Here is an 18,316-nt window from a genome sequence, read left to right on the forward strand (position 1 = left end):
ACTGGACCCCGGCCTTCGCCGGGATGACGGGCAGGTCTTACTTCTCCAGAGAACCGTCGATGCCCTTGCAGGCGACCAGCAGTTCCTTGACCGCGTCGACCGACACCTGAAGGTTGCCCTTCGCCTCGTCCGACAGCTTGACCTCGACGACCTTCTCGACGCCGCCGGCACCGATCACCACCGGCACGCCGACGTACAGGTCGTCGATGCCATACTGGCCGGTCAGGTGCGCCGCGGCGGGGAGGATCCGCTTCTGGTCGTAGAGATACGCCTCGGCCATCGCGATGCCGCTGGTCGCGGGTGCATAATAGGCTGAGCCGGTCTTGAGCAGCGCGACGATCTCGCCGCCGCCGCCGCGGGTGCGCTTGATGATCTCGTCGACCTTCTCCTTGGTGGAAAAGCCCATCTCGATCAGGTCGGCGACCGGAATGCCGCTGACGGTCGAATATTCGAGCACCGGCACCATCGTGTCGCCGTGGCCGCCGAGCACGAAGGTATTCACGTCCTTCACCGACACGCCGAACTCCTCGGCGAGGAAGTGCGAGAAGCGCGCCGAGTCGAGCACGCCCGCCATGCCGACGACCTTGTTGTGCGGCAGGCCCGAGAACTCGCGCAGCGCCCAGACCATTGCGTCGAGTGGGTTGGTGATGCAGATCACGAACGCGTCGGGCGCGTTGTCGCGAATGCCTTCGCCGACCGCCTTCATCACCTTCAGGTTGATGCCGAGCAGGTCGTCGCGGCTCATGCCGGGCTTCCGCGCGACACCGGCGGTGACGATGATGACGTCGGCGCCAGCGATGTCGGCGTAATCGTTCGAACCCTTGATCGAGGCGTCGAAGCCTTCGACGGGGCCGCATTGCGACAGGTCGAGCGCCTTGCCCTGCGGCACGCCCTCGACAACGTCGAACAGGACGATGTCGCCAAGACCCTTCAATGCTGCGAGGTGCGCGAGCGTGCCGCCAATATTGCCGGCGCCGATCAGCGCTATCTTCTTGCGGGCCATCCCATCCCTTCCGTCGTTGACGCGTGAATGGTCATGCCGCCTACGCCCTTCGGGGGCGGGGGGCAACCCGTAAAGCGCGCTCCTCGAAACTTTAATTGCAAATGGTTCGCAGCATCATTAAGCAGCGCCATGCCCTTCGGCGAGGTAGCTTTCGGAGCGCATCTCCTCCAGACGGCTGACGGTCCGCTGGAACTCGAAAGCGCCGTCGCCGTGCGAGTACAATTGGTCAGGTTCGGCATCGGCGGAGGCCAGCAGCTTGACCTTGTGCTCGTACAACGCGTCGATGAGCTGGACGAAGCGCGCTGCCTCGTTCCGGTTATCGGGTCCAAGTACCGGAATGCCGACGAGGATCACAGTGTGAAAGCGCCGCGCGATCGCGAGATAGTCGGCGGCCCCGCGCGCCTCGCCGCACAGCTTCTTGAACGCGAAAACCGCCACACCTTTCAACGTCTTGGGCACGCGCAACGTGCGGCCTTGAACAACCAGTTCCTCCGAGGGAACATGCTGACGATCCTCGGGCGGATAGTCGGTCAGGCGGAAAAAGGCGGCGGAGAGATCGGCGGTCGCCTGCTCGCCGTTGGGCACGCACCACGTCTTCTGCGAGCCGAGCCGGTCCCGGCGGTAATCGACGGGGCCGTTGAGCGCGATCACGTCGAGCCGCTCCTCGATGAGCGCGATAAATCCAAGGAAATGCTCGCGATTAAGGCCGTTCTTGTAGAGATCGGAGGGTGCGCGGTTGCTGGTCGTCACCACGGTTACTCCCGCCTCTATCAGGGCGGTGAACAGCCGCGAGAGGATCATCGCGTCGGGCGAGTTGGTGACCATCATTTCGTCGAAAGCGAGCAAGCGCGCTTCCTCGGCGAGCGCCTCTGCAACGGGGAGGATCGGGTCGCCCTGTTCCTTGCGCCGTTCGACCGCGATGCGGGCGTGGACCTCGAGCATGAATTCGGCGAAGTGGGCACGGCGCTTCTTCGCGATGTCCACGTGATTGAAAAAGAGGTCCATTAACATGGACTTGCCGCGGCCGACGCCACCCCACATGTAGATGCCGCGCGCCGGGATCGTGCGGCGTCGGAACAGGCCGGCGGTGCGCGGCTTCTCCAGCTCGGCGGCCAGCGTGTCGAGGCGGGCGGCGCCGGCGGCCTGTTCGGGGTCGGGACGCAGTTCGTCGGCCGCGATCAGCGTTTGATAGGCGGCGAGCACCTTGCCCATGTCGTTCCTTCCAGCGTCGATGTTGCTGTGCACAATAATCGGGTGCTTTGGGCGAGCCGGCGCGATGGATCAAGTCGCGCGCCGGTAGCGCCGGGTGCCGGTTTTGCCGCAGCAGGTGCCGGAGCGGTTCGGAAAATACCCCGCTCCGTTCGCGATTGGTGGCACCGCAGAGGCGATCAACGCAGCAATCGGCGGCGCTGGTCGCGAACCGGAGCACAAAAAAACCAGCGCCCGGACGGGGCGCTGGTTCGTGTTGCCTTGATGGTGATGACGGCGGCGAGCGCCCGACGTCAGACCAGCCGCTCGACTTCCATCTTCTTGATCTCCGCGATCGCCTTGGCCGGCGACAGCCCCTTCGGGCAGGTGTTCGCACAGTTCATGATCGTGTGGCAGCGGTAGAGTCGGAACGGATCCTCCAGCGCGTCGAGCCGCTCGCCGGTCATCTCGTCGCGGCTGTCAGCGAGCCAACGATACGCCTGCAACAGGATCGCCGGGCCGAGGAACTTGTCGCTGTTCCACCAGTAGCTCGGGCACGAGGTCGAGCAGCAGGCGCACAGGATGCACTCGTACAGGCCGTCGAGCTTGGCGCGCTCCTCGGGCGACTGGAGCCGCTCCTTGCCGGCCGGCGGCGGGGTGACGGTCTGGAGCCACGGCGTGATCGACGCATATTGCGCGTAGAAGTGGGTGAAGTCGGGGACGAGATCCTTGATGACATCCATCGCGGGCAGCGGCGTGATCTTGATCTCGCCCTTCACGTCCTCGATCGCGGTCGTGCACGCGAGGCCGTTGCGGCCGTCGATGTTCATCGAGCACGAGCCGCAGATACCTTCGCGGCACGAGCGACGGAACGTCAGCGACGGATCCTGCTCCGACTTGATCTTGATGAGCGCGTCGAGGACCATCGGACCGCATTCGTCGAGATTGACCTCGAACGTGTCGTAACGCGGATTCTGGCCCGAGTCGGGATCGTAGCGATACACCTTGAAGTTGCGCATCGTGCCGCCGGGCTGCGGCGAGGGATGCTTCTGCCCGCCCTTGATCTTGCTATTCTTCGGGAGCGTGAACTCGGCCATGCGCGCGTCTCGTCTTGGTCAGGATCGTCGGCGCACAGGGGGTGCACCGGCACCGTTACTCGGGCGGCGGGTACACGATCGCGAGGCTGGCCGCAAACATGCCCGTCGCTCGCCTAGTTAGCTATTATGCCCGGCGGCTCAAGAGGCGATCGCACGTTCCAGCGCGACGACGTCGATCCGCACCATCTCCATCATCGCGGCCATCGCCTTGGCCGCATGTCGCGGGTCGTTCATCAGTTCGGACAGACGTCGCGGCACGATCTGCCACGCCACGCCCCAGCGATCCTTGAGCCAGCCGCACTGCATCGCCGCGCCACCATCGGCGAGCAAGGCATCCCAGTAGCGGTCGACCTCCGCCTGATCGGCACAGTCGACCGACAGCGACATCGCCTCGCTGTGCGTCGGGCCGGGACCGCCGTCGAGCATCGCGAACCGGCGACCGGCCAGCGTGAATTCGACCGTCAGCACCTTGCCCGCCGCGCCGCCGGGATAATCGAGCGGGGCGCGCATGATCCGCTCGATCGCGCTGTTCGGGATCAAGGTGGTGTAGAAGCGCGCCTGTTCCTCCGCGGTGCCGTTGCACCACAGCCATGTCGTGACCTTGTCCATCACGCGGCTCGCGGCCCGACGAAGCCGATCCGCGCGCCGTCCGGATCGGCGGCGACCACCGAGAAGGCATCGCCGGGGATCGGATCGGGACCGTGCAGCACGGTGCCGCCCGTCGCGGTCAGCCGTTCCATCGCGGCGTCGATATCGTCAACTTCCGCATAGAACAGCCAGCCGGGCGCGCCACCAGGCAGCACGTGCATCGTCGCGCCGATGCACGCCGGGCCAGCGTCGACGAAGCGATACTCGCCGAGTGGCCCCATCGACATGCCGCGTTCCTGGCGCCAGCCGAACAGTCGAGCGTAGAATGCCAGTGCACCGTCCTGATCGGGGGTGGTCAACTCGTTCCACACCATCTGCCCCGGCGCCGTTTCCGGCGGGACCGCGAACGCGCGCGATGGCTGATCCATCGCCCCACGCATTACGTAGAAAGAATGCCCCTCCGCATCGCCGAGCAGCGCCATTCGCCCGACCCCCTCCATGTCGATCGGGGGCATGAGCAACGTCCCGCCCGCCTCTTGCGCGGTGGCGATCGCGGCGTCGACATCTTCGACACCGACGTAGAACAGCCAGCCCGATCTCGCGTCGGGATGCGGGCGCGGCATCAGCCCCGCGACGCCTTCGCCGTCCGCCGTGCTGACGATCCGGTAGTCCATGCCCGCCACGTCGCCAGACGGCGCGACCTGCCAGCCGAACAAGCGCTCGTAGAAGGCCTGCGCGCGGTCGGCATCGACGGCGTGATATTCGTACCAGATCGGGGTGCCGTGGGGATTTCTCATGCTGCCTCTCCCGCTGGCGCGGCGGCCGACATGTCCATGTGGACCGTCTCCCAGATGTGACCGTCCGGGTCTTCAAAAGCGCCGCCGTACATGAAGTGCTGGTCCGCGATCGGTCGCGCCTCCTTTCCGCCCGCGCTCCGCGCGGCGGCGTGGATCGCATCGACCGCGGCGCGATCGTCGAACGACAGGCAAAAGAGCGCGGCGCTCACCTGATGCGTGTCGGCGATCGGCTTGTCGGTGAAGGTGGCGTAGAAGCCATGATCGAGCAGCATTACGCTGATCGCCTCCGACCAGCGCATCGCCGAGGCGACGTCGTTCGAGAAATCCGCGTTTTTCTCGAACCCGATTGCCTCGTAGAAGGCGGTGGCGCGGGTCACGTCGCCGACCGGCAGGTTGATGAAGATCATCCGCATCGCGCATCTCCTCTCCCGAGTCGTTATCGCGCCATCATGCGCCAAGGGGGAGGTACGGCAAGTGCCTGGAAACCCGCGTTGAGTGCGCGCGTTCAACGATGCGTTCTCCAGCCCGAACCCGGCGGCGAGGCGTGCGGCGGGTTGACGCGGGCGCGCCGGCTTCGCAGTGGTTCCACAAACTCCAGTGAAACGGCCCCGACGCATGACCGATATTCCGAACACGCAGCCCGACAGCCGCGATACGACGATCCTCGACGCGCCCGACAAGATGGTGCGCGTGCGCGACCTGTTCGGCATCGATTCGGACATGGAGGTGCCCGCCTTCTCGGTTGCCGACGAGCGCGTGCCCGATCTCGATCCCGCCTATGTCTTCGATCCCGACACCACGCTGGCGATCATCGCCGGCTTCGCGCACAACCGCCGCGTGATGGTGCAGGGCTATCATGGCACCGGCAAGTCGAGCCATATCGAGCAGGTTGCGGCGCGGCTGAAATGGCCGTGCATCCGCATCAACCTCGACGCGCATATCAGCCGCATCGACCTGGTCGGGCGCGATGCGATCGTGCTGCGCGACGGGCAGCAGGTGACCGAGTTCCGCGAAGGGCTGTTGCCGTGGGCGCTCCAGACCCCGACCGCTCTGGTGTTCGACGAATATGACGCCGGGCGCCCGGACGTGATGTTCGTGATCCAGCGCGTGCTGGAGACGGAGGGCAAGCTGACGCTGCTCGATCAGAATCGCGTCATCCGCCCGAACCCGTATTTCCGGCTGTTCGCGACCGCCAACACGGTCGGGCTGGGCGATACGAGCGGGCTGTATCACGGCACGCAGCAGATCAATCAGGGGCAGATGGACCGCTGGAACGTGGTCGTCACGCTCAACTATCTGCCGGCGGTGACCGAGGCGCAGATCGTGCTCGCCAAGTCGGGCGAGTATGACAAGCCCGAGGGCAAGAAACTGGTCGAGAACATGGTCCGCGTCGCCGACCTGACGCGCAAGGGCTTCGTCAACGGCGATATCTCGACGGTGATGAGCCCGCGGACCGTCATCACCTGGGCGCAGAACGCGCTGATCTTCGGCGATGTCGGCTTCGCGTTCCGGCTGTCGTTCCTCAACAAGTGCGACGAGGCGGAACGCGCGCTGGTGGCGGAATATTACCAGCGCGTGTTCGGCAAGGACCTGCCCGAGAGCGTGGTGGCGAAAGCTTGATGAGGGGGGTGGACCAAGCTACTTAGTCCACCCGAGGAGATGGGTGATGGCCGAGGCCGATCCGCAGAAGACCTTCAACGTTCACGAGGCCAAGACGCAGCTGTCGCGGCTGATCGAACGCGCCCATGCGGGCGAGGAGATCGTGCTGGCCAAGGCGGGCGTGCCTTATGCCAAGCTGGTGCCGATCGACCCGCCGGTGCCGATGCGACGGACGCCGGGGCGGTTCAAGGGGTTGCTCGGAGACATTCCCGACTCGGTCTGGTTCGATCCGTTGCCCGACGACGAACTGGACGCGTGGGAAGGAAAGTATTCCAACATTGTCTGATGCCTATCTGCTCGACACCCATGCGCTGATCTGGTGGTGGGCCATGGCCGACAGGCTATCATCGACGGCGGCCGACATTCTGTCCGATGCGCGCAATACAATCATGGTGAGTGCGGTGTCGGGGCTTGAGATTGCGACCATGGTACGGCTGGGGCGGCTGCCGGTGATGGCGGACCGGATCGCCGATTTCGATGCCGCGATTTTGGCGGATGGCTTCCGGCATCTGCCGATCGGGCACGACGTCGCCGTGCGAGCCGGTTTGATGGCTGGCGCGCATCGTGATCCGTTCGACCGCGTCCTGGCGGCACAAGCGCTGGCGAGCGACGTTCCTATCCTTACGCGAGATCGTGAGATCGCCCGTTTCGGCTGTAAGGTTCTTTGGTAATGGCCACCGATACTCCCCTCGATCTCTTCAAGGCCGTGCTTGGCGGAACGGCGCGTGCGCTGTCCGACGAGGCGGAGCTGGAACTCGCCTATACCGCCGACGCCCCCGCGCAGTCGGGCAAGCATCTGCGCGTGCCGATGCCGGCGCGGACCCTGCCGGCCGAGCAGGTCGCCGAGGCGCGCGGGTTCGCCGACGGCTTTGCGCTGCGGCTGCGCCATCACAACGATGCGCTCCATGCGCGCGGTGCGCCGGCCGAGGCGACCGCGCGCTCGGTCTATGACGCGATCGAGACGGCGCGGGTCGAGGCGCTGGGCAGCCGCGGCTATGACGGGATCGCCGACAATCTGGCGCGCGCGCTCGACGTGCGGCTGCGCAGCGATCCGATCACACGCGCGCGGACGAAGAGCGAGGTGCCGCTCGCCTCGGCGCTGGGGCTGATGGTGCGCGAGGCGCTGACCGGGCGGCTGCCGCCGGTCGAGGCGGAGCCGGGGCTGGCGCTGGTGCGCGAGTGGATCGAGGGGAAGGTCGACCTGTCCGCGCTGGCGCTCGCGCTCGACGACCAGCGCGCCTTCCAAGGGCTGACCCGCAAGCTGCTCGAACAGCTCGAACTCGTCGAGGGCGAGCAGGAGCCGCAGGACAGCGACGAGGGCGGCGAGGACGAAGAGGGCGACGAGGGGCAGGAAACCGACGAGGCCGACGAGGGTGAGGCGGAAGGCTCCGAAGGCGAGTCCGAGGTCGAGGCGCGCGGGCAGCAGCGCGACGATCAGTCGCAGGAAGGCGAGAGCGAGCAGCTCGAAGGCGATGACATCGACGATGCCGAGGGCGAGCCGGGCGACGACGGCGAGGAGGGGATGCAGCCGGTGCGCCCCAACCGCCCGCCCGCCGATCTGTCCGCGCAGTTCGATTACAAGGTCTGGACCGAGCGGTTCGACGAGGTCGTGGCGGCGACCGAATTGTGCGACGCCGAGGAACTGACGCGGCTGCGCGGCTATCTCGACCAGCAGCTCGTCCATTTGCAATCGGCGGTGTCGAAGCTCGCCAACCGCCTCCAGCGGCGGTTGATGGCGCAGCAATCGCGGTCGTGGGACTTCGATCAGGAGGAGGGGCTGCTCGATGCGGCGCGGCTGGCGCGCGTCGTGGTCAACCCCACGCAGTCGCTGAGCTACAAGATCGAGCGCGATACCGATTTTCGCGACACGGTGGTGACGCTGCTGATCGACAATTCGGGGTCGATGCGCGGGCGGCCGATCTCGATCGCGGCGATCAGCGCCGATATCCTCGCGCGGACGCTGGAGCGGTGCGGGGTGAAGACCGAGATCCTCGGCTTTACGACGCGCGCGTGGAAGGGCGGGCAGAGCCGCGAGACGTGGCTCGCCGCCGGTCGCCCGCCGCAGCCGGGGCGGCTCAACGACGTCCGCCACATCGTCTACAAGCGCGCCGACGAGCCGTGGCGGCGCGCGCGCCCCGCGCTGGGGCTGATGATGCGCGAGGGGCTGCTCAAGGAGAATATCGACGGCGAGGCGCTGCTGTGGGCGCATGGCCGGATGATGGCGCGGCCCGAGGAGCGGCGCATCCTGATGGTGATCTCGGACGGCGCGCCGGTCGATGACTCGACACTGAGCGTCAATTCGGGCTCCTATCTGGAGCGGCACCTGCGGCAGGTGATCGCGTGGATCGAGAAGCGCTCGCCGGTCGAGCTGGTCGCGATCGGGATCGGGCACGACGTGACGCGCTATTACAGCCGCGCGGTGACGATCATGGATGCCGAGCAGCTTGGCGGCACGATCATCGAGCAGCTGGCGGCGCTGTTCGATGCGGAGTGACGTCGTTCGTTTCGGCGGATGAAGGGCCAATATGATCGCGCCGCCCCCCGGGGGTTTCGCCGGCCCCGTCAAGCGATCGGTGACGATCGCGGGGCATGCCACCTCGATCACGCTGGAGCCGGTTTTCTGGACCGCGCTGGAGCGGGCGGCGCAGGCGCACGCCCTGCCGCTGTCGGCGCTGGTGGCGCACATCGACGCGTTGCGCATTGCGCAGGACGATCCACCGAACCTTTCCAGCGCGTTACGGTCCTGGCTCGTCTGCCGGTCGGCAGACTTCAGCGACAATGATGCGAGCCAATCGCATTAGCATTGACAGTGAAAGTCACTCGCAATAATCGGGCCTCCATAACAATGGGGGTTCACCAGCATGTCGTCGTCTTCCGCCTCGTTCCTCGCGCTGTCGTGCATCGGCTTCATCGCCTCCGCGCCGGCCTATGCCGGGACGCCGGAGCGCTCCGCAGCCGAACAGGACGGGCGCACGCGCATCGAACGTGACGACGTGATCGTGACCGGTGCGCGGGAACGGGCGCCCGACCAGCTCGAAAGCCCGAAAGCGACCTCGGCGCTGCTCGATACGCCGCAAACGGTGACGGTGATTTCCGACCAGGTGCTTCGCAAGCAGAACCTGCTGACGCTGCGTGACGCGCTCCAGACGCTGCCCGGCATCACCTTCGGCGCGGGCGAGGGTGGCGGCGGTTATGGCGACAGCATCAACCTGCGCGGCTATTCGGCAAACAACGACCTCACAATCGACGGCATCCGCGACAGCGCCCAGTACAGCCGCACCGATCCGTTCAACCTGCAGCAGATCGAAGTCTATAACGGCGCCAACTCGGTCTTCAACGGATCGGGATCGGTCGGCGGGACGATCAACCTGGTCAGCAAGGAGCCGCGTCGCGAGGACCTGACGATCGCGCAGGCGGCGGTCGGCACCGGCAATTACTATCGCGCCGCGCTCGACGCCAATGAGCGGGTGAGCGATCTGGTCGGCGTCCGCCTCAACGCGGTCTACCACCACAACGACCTGCCCGGCCGCGATGTCGAGAAATACGAACGGTGGGGCGTCGCGCCGGCGGTGACGATCGGGATGGACGGGCCGACCAGCCTGACGCTCGCCTATGTCCACCAGCAGGATCGCAACACGCCGCTGTACGGTATCCCGTATTTCAACAACGATCTGGTCGGCGGGCTGATCCCCGGCGCGGATCGCAGCGACTATTACGGCTATCGCAATCTCGACCGTCAGGATGTCGATGTCGACCGATTGACCGCTACGCTGCGGCATCAGGTCAGCGATCATCTGTCGGTGCGCAATCTGACACGGTGGCAGCGGGTCGGGCAGTATAGCGTCACCAGTGCGCCGCAGGGGACCTTCTGTCTGGCAAGCGGGACGCAGCCGGTGCAGGTCGCGGGCAAGACAACAGGCGCGGCGTGCACCACGACCGTCAACGGCTCGAACATTACCATCCCCGCAGGGCAGTGGCTGCCGTCCGGCCCGCGCGGGCTGGTGCGCGATCAGGTCAACCAATTGCTCGCCAACCAGACCGATATCCGGCTGGAACATGGCGAAAAGGGCGGCGTCCGCAACGTTGCGAACGTCGGCGTGTCGTGGATGGTCGAGGATTACCGGATCGTCACCGGCTCGCTGCTGCGCAATGCCGACGGCTCGGCCATCGCGCCGCTGCCGCTGCTGGCGATCAGCAACCCGGACACCAATTATCGCGGGCCGATCAACTACGTCTCCACCGCACATTCCACATCCTCGACAAGCAACGTCGCGGTTTATGCGTTCGATACGCTGGAACTCGGCCGGCATGTCGAGGTGAACGCAGGGGTCCGCTGGGAACAGCAACATGCCGATTTCGACCAGCTTCCGGTGCCGGTCGCCCCGGGCGTAACGCAGCCGCTCGCCGCACAGGCGCGGCAGGTGAACCGGGAGCGGCTGTTCTCCTATCGCGCCGGTCTGGTCTATCACCCGGTCGAGGACGTCAGCGTCTATGCCAGCTATGGCAATGCCAAGACGCCGTCGTCGGCGACGGTACGGTTGGGCTGCGTCAGCGTGTCCAATGCCGTCGCAACCAACAGCTGCGGTGTCGCGCCCGAGACCGCGCGCAATTATGAGGTCGGCGTCAAGGCCGGGCTTTTCGGACGACGGCTGGAGTTGACCGCTGCGGCGTTCCGCAACGAACGGACGAACTACCGCGTCGCCTCGAACGATCCCTTGCTGCCGACGGTGCAGGTGCTCGACGGGCACAGTCGTGTCGACGGCATCGCACTGGGCGCATCGGGCAATGTGACGCGCAACTGGACCATTTTCGCCAATTACACCTATCTTGACAGCGAGGTGCTGCAATCGGTGTCGAACTTCTGCCTCACCAACCCCGGGCGGAGCGGTTGCGGCAATAGCGTGGCCAATCCCGATCCGTTGCGCGGCAGCCCGCTGGTGCAGACGCCGACACATTCGGGCAGCCTGTTCACCACCTACAAGCTGCCGTTCGGGTTGGAAGTCGGTTACGGGCTGACCTACCAGGGCGCGTTCACCACCTATGTTCCGACGCTTGCCAATGCCGCGCTGCTGAAGACCGACGATTACCTGATCCACCGTGCGTATCTGGCGTACAGCTTCCGCGACGGGCTGACGATGCAGTTGAACGTCCAGAACTTTACCGACGAAAAGTATCTGACCAACGTCCGCAACAACATCAACGCGACGACGGGCGTCGTGACCGGGGGCTGGGCGATGCCGGGCGAGCGACGCCAGGCGGTGCTGAGCCTGTTCTACAGCTTCTGACCCGCATAGGACAGGCACCATGCTGATCGCGATCCCCGACGTGCTTGATGCCGCGACGCTGGCAAAGGTGCGCGCGACGATCGACGCAGCGGAGTGGATCGACGGCAACGCGACGTCCGGGCCGCAGGCGGCGCTCGCCAAGCGCAACAGCCAGTTGCCCGAGGACGGCGCGGCGGCGCGCGCGGCGGGGGGCATGATCCTCGATGCGCTGGGCCGTACGCCACTGTTCGTCGCGGCGGCGTTGCCGGCCAAGGTGTTCCCGCCGCTGTTCAATCGCTATGAAGGCGGACAGGATTTCGGTGTCCACGTCGACAATGCGATCCGCATGAAGCGCGGCAGCGACTTCCGGCTGCGCAGCGATTTGTCCGCGACGCTCTTCCTCGCCGACCCCGACAGTTACGACGGCGGCGAGCTGGTGATCGAGGAACAGTTCGGCACGCAGGCGGTCAAGCTGCCCGCCGGTCATATGGTGCTCTACCCCGCGTCCAGCCTGCATCGCGTCGCGCCGGTCACGCGCGGGGCGCGGCTGGCGAGCTTCTTCTGGGTGCAGTCGATGGTCCGCGACGATGGTGCGAGGCGGATCCTGTTCGAGCTGGATCAGGGCGTGCAGGCGGTCGCGGCGGCACAGGGGCAAGGGGCAGCGGCGACGGTGCAATTGACCGGCGTATACCACAACCTCCTGCGGCGCTGGGCTGAGGTCTAGCCGCTACTTGCGGCGGAACAGGCAGTCGAATTCGATCGCGGAGGCCGGATCATCGGCCATGGTGTTCACGGCGCGGAACTGCGCGGGGGCGAAGCCAAGTGCGTCGATATGCGCCAGCGCCTCGTTGAACGACCAGGAACCTTCGTACAGTGGCACCACCGGTAATTCGAGCAGCAGCGCCGTGGTGCGCGCCAGCGTTGCCGACGCACCCTCCAGCACGGCACGTTCGTGACCCTGCGTATCGATCTTGAGGAAGACCGATTGTGCCGGATCGTCGGCCAGCATGTCGTCGAGCGTCGCGATCGGCACCGTCTCGGTCCCGATCACCCGCGGGTCCACCGCCAGCCGCTGCGCCGCGTCATGATCGAGCGCATGGAGCGAGTTGAGCGTGTGATTGTCATAAAGGTTGATCTGCACCTCACCCGGCGCGGCGCCGAGCGCGGCGCGCGTCACCTGCCAGTGCTGATCACGCGCCGCGCGCCGTTCGAGCGCCGCAAAGACCTTCCCGACCGGCTCGAACGAATGGATGCGATCGGCATAACCGCTTTCGCGGACATGTTCGGCGAACTGGCCGAGATTGCCGCCGACGTCGACGACCAGATCGATCGGACGCGTGGCAATAAAATTCCTGAACGTGGCGGCGCGCACCGCCTCGATGCCGAGGCGGCTGAAGATCTTCTTTGCCACTACGTTCAGCATCACCACCCCCCGGGCCACGCGAGGGGCGTAATGTCAGAGCGCTTGCCCGGACGCCAGCCGCAATCGTCATGACCGCCGGTGGCGTTGCGCCCGGCGGCCGGGCGCATCAGCCGATCTGCTTGTCCTGCGCGCCGCTGTCGGGGCGCGCCGGGCCGAGGATCGGTTCCTCGCCGAGCGGCTTGTTCGGGAAGACGGTGAACTCGCCGCGTCCGTCGATCGACGGATCGCTGATCCAGCGCCCCTCCGGGTAGCTGCCATCCGCCGCGATGGCGAGCATCTCGATATGGCCGATCTCCTCGGTGGCGGTGTGGAGCAGCATGTCGCGATATTTCGGCGTCGGCGCGCGATTGCCCCACGACTGGAAGAAATATTGCGTGCAGACGCGGATCTCGCCGTCAACGCCGCGGATCGCCTGTTGCAGCGTCCGCGCCAAGGCGGGGTCGGGCTTCTCGACCGCGACGGGGTCCTGAAGGCGCCTGTCGTGATCGTACATGCTGCTTCTCCGTTCGTGGATGCGGAGCGGCAATGCACGGGCGCGCGGTAAGTCGTTCGGGTTAAGCTATGAAAACGCTAGTCTCTCAATAGCAGGCTTCCGGGAAACAAGCGCGGCGTCCTCCCCGCAGGGGGAGGGGATTTCAGGGATCATCGGCCGAGCAGCACGCGTGCCTGACCGGCGATCTGCGCCAGCATCGCGGCGTTCGGCGCCTGCGCGTTGCGCGCGCGGTCGATCACCGCGCGGAATTGTCCGACGCGCGCGGCGTTCCTCGCCAGCCATGCGTCAACCAGTGCGACGGGATCGCCCCCACCGCCGCGGCCGAGGAAGTCGAGCCGCAGTTGCTGGAAGTCGCGTGCGAGGCCGGCGATGAGCAGCCGCTCCCACGGGTCGCTGGGGTTGATGCGCGTCGCAGTGCCCTGTGCCCAGTCGAGCCCGAGCCCTTCGCCGAGCCGGGTGAAGGCGCGCGCAAGCTGCGTTTCGTCGATCGCGGCGCGCTCGCCGAGGTCGGCGAGGCCGACCGCACCGTCCAGCTCGAACAGCCGCACGACGCTTAGCGCCAGATCGTGCGGCGCGCCGACGGTCTCGAGCGTGTCGGCGATGCGGCGCGAATGTGCGCGCGCCTCGTCGAGCAGCAGGTCGTCGGTCGCCGCCGCGAGCCGGTCGATCCCGCCCGACAGCCGCGCGAGCACGGTCGAGGGCAGCGTGCCCGGCGCGGTGGCGCGGAGCAGGTCGGCGATCTGCGACCGGACCGCGACCGCGACCTCGTCGAACAATGCGAGGCGGCCGGCCTCGGGCATCGGGGTGGTTTCGATCGCCTGCCACAGCGCGGCGAGCCCGAACTGCCGCTCGGCGACGACGAACATCGCGGCGATGTCGGCGAGCGTCGCGCCTTCCTCTTCGGCCAGCTCGAACGGATGCAGGATGCCGATGCGGTTGACGATGCGGTTGGCGAGCTTGGTCGCGACGATCTCGTCGCGCAGGCGGTGCGCGTCGATCGCGTCGGCGAACCGCTCCTGCATCGCGCGTGGGAAGGCGGCGTGCAGGTCGGGGAGCAACGCATCGTCTTCGCCGAGCGCGGATCGCTCGATCTCGTCCTGTAGCGACAGTTTCGCGGTCGCGAGCAGCACCGCCAGCTCGGGGCGGGTGAGGCCGCGGCCCTCGCCGGTGCGGCGCAGCAGGTCGGTGTTGTTCGCCAGCCCCTCGACATGGCGATCGAGCCGCCCGGCTTCCTCGAACACCTCGATCAGCCGGACGTAGCTGGGCAGCGCCTGTGCGCCGCCACGCTCGGCGATCGACAAGCCGAGCGTCTGGAGGCGGTTGTCCTCCAGCACCAGTTGCGCGACGTCATCGGTCATGCTGCCGAGCAGGACGTTGCGGTCCTCGAACGACAGCCGGCCTTCGATCATCTCGCGGTTGAGCGCGATCTTGATGTTGACCTCGTTATCCGAGCAATCGACGCCCGCCGAATTGTCGATGAAGTCAGTGTTGATCCGCCCGCCGCGTGCGGCGAAGGCGATGCGCGCCGCTTGCGTGACGCCGAGATTGGCACCCTCGCCGATCGCGATCGCGCGGAGTTCCTCGGCATCGACGCGCAGCCGGTCGTTGGCGGGATCGCCGACGGTGGCGTTGTTCTCGCTCGCTGCCTTCACATAGGTGCCGATGCCGCCGAACCAGATCAGGTCGGCGGGGCTCTTGAGGATCGCCGAGATCAGCGCGGTCGGCTCCATCCGGTCGGCGGTGATGCCGAGCGCGGCCTGCACCTGCGGGGTGAGCGGGATCGACTTCATGTCGCGCGCGAACACCCCGCCGCCTGCGGAGATCAGCGACGTGTCGTAATCCGCCCAACTCGATCGTGGCAGCGCGAACATCCTCGCGCGCTCGTCCCAGCTCGTGGCGGGATCGGGATCGGGGTCGAGGAAGATGTGGCGGTGGTCGAAGGCGGCGACCAGCTTGATCGCTTTCGACAGCAGCATCCCGTTGCCGAACACGTCGCCCGACATGTCGCCGCAGCCGGCGACGCGGATCGGCTGCGTCTGCACGTCGACCCCGCGCTCGGCGAAGTGGCGCTGGACCGAGACCCACGCGCCCTTGGCGGTGATGCCCATCGCCTTGTGATCGTAGCCCTGCGACCCGCCGCTGGCGAAGGCATCGCCGAGCCAGAAGTCGCGGTCGAGTGCGATCGTGTTGGCGACGTCGCTGAACGTCGCAGTACCCTTGTCGGCGGCGACGACGAAATAGGGGTCCTCGCCGTCGAGGATCGTCACGCCCTGTGGGTGAACGACCGTGCCGTTCTCGATATTGTCGGTGATCGACAGCAATGTGCGGATGAAGATGCGATACGCCTCGGTGCCCTCCGCGAGCCACGCGTCGCGGTTCGAGGGGGCGGGGAGCTGCTTGGCGTAGAAGCCGCCCTTCGCGCCGGTCGGCACGATGACGGCGTTCTTGACGCGCTGCGCCTTCATCAGCCCGAGGATCTCGGTGCGGAAATCGTCGCGGCGGTCGGACCAGCGCAGCCCGCCGCGCGCGACCGGGCCGGCGCGCAGATGGATGCCCTCGACACGCGGCGAATAGACCCACACCTCGCGCCACGGCAGCGGTGCGGGAAGGCCGGGGATCTTCGCGCTGTCGAGCTTGAACGCCAGCGCCTCGCTCGACGCCGGGGTGAAGGCGTTGGTGCGCAGCGTCGCGTCGATCACCGCGCGGAAGGCGCGCAGGATGCGGTCGTCGTCGATCCCGGTGACGGCGTCGAGCCCGGCGTCGATCACGCCCTGCGCCGCGTCGGCATCGGCGGTCGAGGCGGGGTCGTGGACCGCGACGAAGCGCGCGACCAGCGCCTTGGTGACGTCCTTTACGCGGGTCAGTGTGTCGACGACATTGGCGGGGCCGTAGCTCATCCCGGCCTGTCGCAAATAGCGATACCAGGCGCGGAACAGCACGACCTCGGACGGCGACAGCCCGGCCTCCAGCATCAGCCGGTTGAAGCCGTCATCCTCGGCGCGGCCTTCGAGGACCTGCGCCAGCGCCTCCTGCAAGGTCTCGGCACCGGCGAGCACCGTCGGGATATCGGCCTTGGTTTCGAGCGTGAAGTCGTGGATCGAGCTGCGTTCCTCGTCAGTCAGCGCGGTCGGCATTTCCTCGATCACGCGGAAACCGAAATGCTCGAGCGCCGGCACCGCATCGGACAGCGCGAGCGGCCCGCCCTGACGATAGACCTTGAGGTGGAGCATGCCGTCGCCGCCAGCGGTGAAGCGCACCTCGCGGTCGGCCTCGCCGTCGAGGTTGGCGATCGAAACGATGTCGCGTGCCGCCTCGTCGGCGGTGGCGCCGGTGCGGTAGCGCGCCGGGAAGGCGGCGGCGTGGCGCAGCGCGAGCCGCGCGGCGCGCGCCGGGCCGACCTCGTCCGCCAGCGCGGCCTCGATCGAAGGGGCCCAGCCGCGCACCATCTTCTCGAGCTGCGCATCGAGCGTCAGCGCATCGGGCAGCACGCCCGCGCCGCGCAGGTCGATCGTGTAGCGGAGCAGCGCGACGCGCCCGTCCTCGACGCTGGTCGACCAGTTGAGCACCTGGCCGTTGGCGGCCTCGGCGAGCATCTCGCCGATCGCGACGCGGCGCGCGGTGGTCATCTCGTCGCGCGGCAGCCACACGAAGGCATAGAGGTGCCGGCCGAGCGGGGAGGGGACCAGCACCAGCTTCGGGCGCGGGCGGTCGGCGAGGCTCATCGCGGTGAGCGCCAGTTCCTCCATCGACGCCGCGCTGATCGCGGTCATCAGATCGTGCGGCAGCGTGGCGATGGCGTGGGTCAGCGCCTTGCCGGTGTGGCCGGCGGGATCAAAGCCGAACTTCGCCTCGCTTGCCGCCAACCGCTGGCGGAGCACCGGCACGCTGCGCGGCGGGGCGTTGAGCGCCGCCGAGGTCCACAGCCCGGCGTGGATCGACAGCCCGGTCACGCGCCCGCCGGTGTGGAGCGGCACCACCAGCAGGTCGAGCGGGACCCGGCGATGGACCGGCGAGATCAGGCTCGACTTGAGCAGCAGCGGCGCGGAATTGCCCGCGACGAAATAGTCGATCGCCAGCCGCCGCGAGCGGTCGGCGAGGATCGGCACCGCATGGTCGTTGACGACGATGCCGAGCGGTGCGGCCGCGTCCACCGTGCCGTCGGCGTGCCAGCGCTCATGCCCGAGCAAGGTGAAATGCCGGTCAAGGAACCAGCGCAGCAGCGCCGCGCCTTCCGGATCGCCGCCGACATCGTCGATCACGCCGGCGTCGGCCGCGAGCGTCGCCTGCATCGCGCGCCAGTCGCGCACCGCGACGCGGACGTCGGCGAGCAAATGTTCGATCTCGTCGGTCAGCGCGCGCCGGTCGCGCGCGTCGACGCGCTCCAGCTCGATATAGATCATCGACTCGGGCCGGCCGTCCGCGCCCTCGATATCGGTCAGCCGGCCTTCGGTGTCGCGCGAGACGCGGATCACCGGGTGGATGACGCGATCGACCGCGATGTCGCGATCACCGATCGCCGCCGCGACCGAATCGACGAGGAACGGCATGTCGTCATTGACGATCGCCAGCCGCATCCGCCGCCGCGCGCCGTCACCGGGCAGTTGCTCGAGCGCGAGCACCGGAGTACCCGGCGCGCGCACCGCCGCGGTCTGCGCCAGGAAGGCTGCGGCCTCCGCCTGCTTGTCCTCGCCGAAGCCGGCAAGCTCGCCGGGCAGCGCGCGATAGGTGAGGCGGGCCGCCAGCGCGGCAGACAGTATCTGAAGAGACTTTTCCGGCATGGGCGAAGCTATGCGCCCCTCCCGCT

Annotated in this window: 16 protein-coding genes; 7 read left to right on the forward strand and 9 right to left on the reverse strand. The window is 67.2% G+C overall.

Translation table 11 applies throughout. The annotated features are described in order from the left end of the window. Nucleotides 1–37 precede the first annotated feature (37 nt). The 6 genes from mdh to ACI2JO_RS11970 form a co-directional block, all read right to left on the reverse strand. Complete coding sequence (gene mdh / locus ACI2JO_RS11945; protein WP_028966819.1) at nt 38–1,003, reverse strand: malate dehydrogenase; 966 nt, start codon at nt 1,001–1,003, stop codon at nt 38–40. Nucleotides 1,004–1,120: 117 nt separating this feature from the next. After that, a complete protein-coding gene (gene zapE / locus ACI2JO_RS11950; protein WP_404720924.1) occupies nt 1,121–2,215 on the reverse strand; it encodes a cell division protein ZapE in 1,095 nt (364 codons plus the stop codon). A gap of 290 nt (nt 2,216–2,505) precedes the next feature. Next, entirely contained in the window at nt 2,506–3,288 is a 783-nt protein-coding gene (locus ACI2JO_RS11955; protein WP_333916153.1) for a succinate dehydrogenase iron-sulfur subunit, read from the reverse strand. A gap of 138 nt (nt 3,289–3,426) precedes the next feature. After that, nucleotides 3,427–3,897, reverse strand: coding sequence for a VOC family protein (locus ACI2JO_RS11960; RefSeq protein ID WP_404720925.1), 471 nt, complete (start codon nt 3,895–3,897; stop codon nt 3,427–3,429). Next, nucleotides 3,897–4,673: a VOC family protein gene (locus tag ACI2JO_RS11965; RefSeq protein ID WP_404720926.1), complete on the reverse strand. Its 777-nt coding sequence runs from the start codon at nt 4,671–4,673 to the stop codon at nt 3,897–3,899. The genes ACI2JO_RS11960 and ACI2JO_RS11965 overlap by 1 nt, the downstream gene beginning before the upstream one ends. After that, on the reverse strand, nt 4,670–5,086 hold the full coding sequence (locus ACI2JO_RS11970) for a VOC family protein (protein ID WP_404720927.1): 417 nt from the start codon (nt 5,084–5,086) through the stop codon (nt 4,670–4,672). The genes ACI2JO_RS11965 and ACI2JO_RS11970 overlap by 4 nt, the downstream gene beginning before the upstream one ends. 202 nt (nt 5,087–5,288) lie before the next feature. Between ACI2JO_RS11970 and cobS the strand changes: the two genes are divergently transcribed. From cobS to ACI2JO_RS12005, 7 genes are read left to right on the forward strand one after another with little or no spacing between them, the layout of a single operon-like run. Then, nucleotides 5,289–6,293, forward strand: coding sequence for a cobaltochelatase subunit CobS (gene cobS, locus ACI2JO_RS11975; protein ID WP_404720928.1), 1,005 nt, complete (start codon nt 5,289–5,291; stop codon nt 6,291–6,293). A gap of 46 nt (nt 6,294–6,339) precedes the next feature. After that, nucleotides 6,340–6,618, forward strand: a complete 279-nt coding sequence (locus ACI2JO_RS11980) for a type II toxin-antitoxin system Phd/YefM family antitoxin (RefSeq protein WP_404720929.1) — start codon at nt 6,340–6,342, stop codon at nt 6,616–6,618. Then, nucleotides 6,611–7,003 carry a type II toxin-antitoxin system VapC family toxin gene (locus ACI2JO_RS11985; protein WP_404720930.1) on the forward strand — a complete coding sequence of 131 codons (393 nt, stop codon included), beginning with the start codon at nt 6,611–6,613 and terminating at the stop codon, nt 7,001–7,003. The genes ACI2JO_RS11980 and ACI2JO_RS11985 overlap by 8 nt, the downstream gene beginning before the upstream one ends. Further along, on the forward strand, nt 7,003–8,826 hold the full coding sequence (gene cobT / locus ACI2JO_RS11990) for a cobaltochelatase subunit CobT (protein WP_404720931.1): 1,824 nt from the start codon (nt 7,003–7,005) through the stop codon (nt 8,824–8,826). Before ACI2JO_RS11985 ends, cobT begins: the two co-directional genes overlap by 1 nt. 31 nt (nt 8,827–8,857) lie before the next feature. After that, nucleotides 8,858–9,133, forward strand: coding sequence for a ribbon-helix-helix domain-containing protein (locus ACI2JO_RS11995; protein WP_404720932.1), 276 nt, complete (start codon nt 8,858–8,860; stop codon nt 9,131–9,133). Nucleotides 9,134–9,193: 60 nt separating this feature from the next. Beyond that, entirely contained in the window at nt 9,194–11,617 is a 2,424-nt protein-coding gene (locus ACI2JO_RS12000; RefSeq protein WP_404720933.1) for a TonB-dependent receptor, read from the forward strand. Between the two features lie 19 nt (nt 11,618–11,636). Then, complete coding sequence (locus tag ACI2JO_RS12005; protein ID WP_404720934.1) at nt 11,637–12,320, forward strand: Fe2+-dependent dioxygenase; 684 nt, start codon at nt 11,637–11,639, stop codon at nt 12,318–12,320. 3 nt (nt 12,321–12,323) lie between these two features. On the opposite strand, the gene ACI2JO_RS12010 is transcribed toward ACI2JO_RS12005, so the two are convergent. The 3 genes from ACI2JO_RS12010 to ACI2JO_RS12020 form a co-directional block, all read right to left on the reverse strand. Next, entirely contained in the window at nt 12,324–13,019 is a 696-nt protein-coding gene (locus ACI2JO_RS12010; RefSeq protein WP_404720935.1) for an FkbM family methyltransferase, read from the reverse strand. Nucleotides 13,020–13,125: 106 nt separating this feature from the next. Next, nucleotides 13,126–13,512 carry a manganese catalase family protein gene (locus ACI2JO_RS12015; protein WP_404720936.1) on the reverse strand — a complete coding sequence of 129 codons (387 nt, stop codon included), beginning with the start codon at nt 13,510–13,512 and terminating at the stop codon, nt 13,126–13,128. Nucleotides 13,513–13,661: 149 nt separating this feature from the next. Next, entirely contained in the window at nt 13,662–18,290 is a 4,629-nt protein-coding gene (locus ACI2JO_RS12020; RefSeq protein ID WP_404720937.1) for an NAD-glutamate dehydrogenase, read from the reverse strand. Nucleotides 18,291–18,316: the final 26 nt, after the last annotated feature.

Origin of the sequence: Sphingomonas sp. NPDC079357 (assembly GCF_044901155.1) — a bacterium.
Classification (GTDB): domain Bacteria; phylum Pseudomonadota; class Alphaproteobacteria; order Sphingomonadales; family Sphingomonadaceae; genus Sphingomonas.

Coding starts and splice junctions, on each gene's coding strand:
- mdh (WP_028966819.1), bottom strand. CDS start 1,003: ATGGCCCGCAAGAAGATAGCGCTGATCGGCGCCGGCAATATTGGCGGC.
- zapE (WP_404720924.1), bottom strand. CDS start 2,215: ATGGGCAAGGTGCTCGCCGCCTATCAAACGCTGATCGCGGCCGACGAA.
- ACI2JO_RS11955 (WP_333916153.1), bottom strand. CDS start 3,288: ATGGCCGAGTTCACGCTCCCGAAGAATAGCAAGATCAAGGGCGGGCAG.
- ACI2JO_RS11960 (WP_404720925.1), bottom strand. CDS start 3,897: ATGGACAAGGTCACGACATGGCTGTGGTGCAACGGCACCGCGGAGGAA.
- ACI2JO_RS11965 (WP_404720926.1), bottom strand. CDS start 4,673: ATGAGAAATCCCCACGGCACCCCGATCTGGTACGAATATCACGCCGTC.
- ACI2JO_RS11970 (WP_404720927.1), bottom strand. CDS start 5,086: ATGCGGATGATCTTCATCAACCTGCCGGTCGGCGACGTGACCCGCGCC.
- cobS (WP_404720928.1), top strand. CDS start 5,289: ATGACCGATATTCCGAACACGCAGCCCGACAGCCGCGATACGACGATC.
- ACI2JO_RS11980 (WP_404720929.1), top strand. CDS start 6,340: ATGGCCGAGGCCGATCCGCAGAAGACCTTCAACGTTCACGAGGCCAAG.
- cobT (WP_404720931.1), top strand. CDS start 7,003: ATGGCCACCGATACTCCCCTCGATCTCTTCAAGGCCGTGCTTGGCGGA.
- ACI2JO_RS11995 (WP_404720932.1), top strand. CDS start 8,858: ATGATCGCGCCGCCCCCCGGGGGTTTCGCCGGCCCCGTCAAGCGATCG.
- ACI2JO_RS12000 (WP_404720933.1), top strand. CDS start 9,194: ATGTCGTCGTCTTCCGCCTCGTTCCTCGCGCTGTCGTGCATCGGCTTC.
- ACI2JO_RS12005 (WP_404720934.1), top strand. CDS start 11,637: ATGCTGATCGCGATCCCCGACGTGCTTGATGCCGCGACGCTGGCAAAG.
- ACI2JO_RS12010 (WP_404720935.1), bottom strand. CDS start 13,019: ATGCTGAACGTAGTGGCAAAGAAGATCTTCAGCCGCCTCGGCATCGAG.
- ACI2JO_RS12015 (WP_404720936.1), bottom strand. CDS start 13,512: ATGTACGATCACGACAGGCGCCTTCAGGACCCCGTCGCGGTCGAGAAG.
- ACI2JO_RS12020 (WP_404720937.1), bottom strand. CDS start 18,290: ATGCCGGAAAAGTCTCTTCAGATACTGTCTGCCGCGCTGGCGGCCCGC.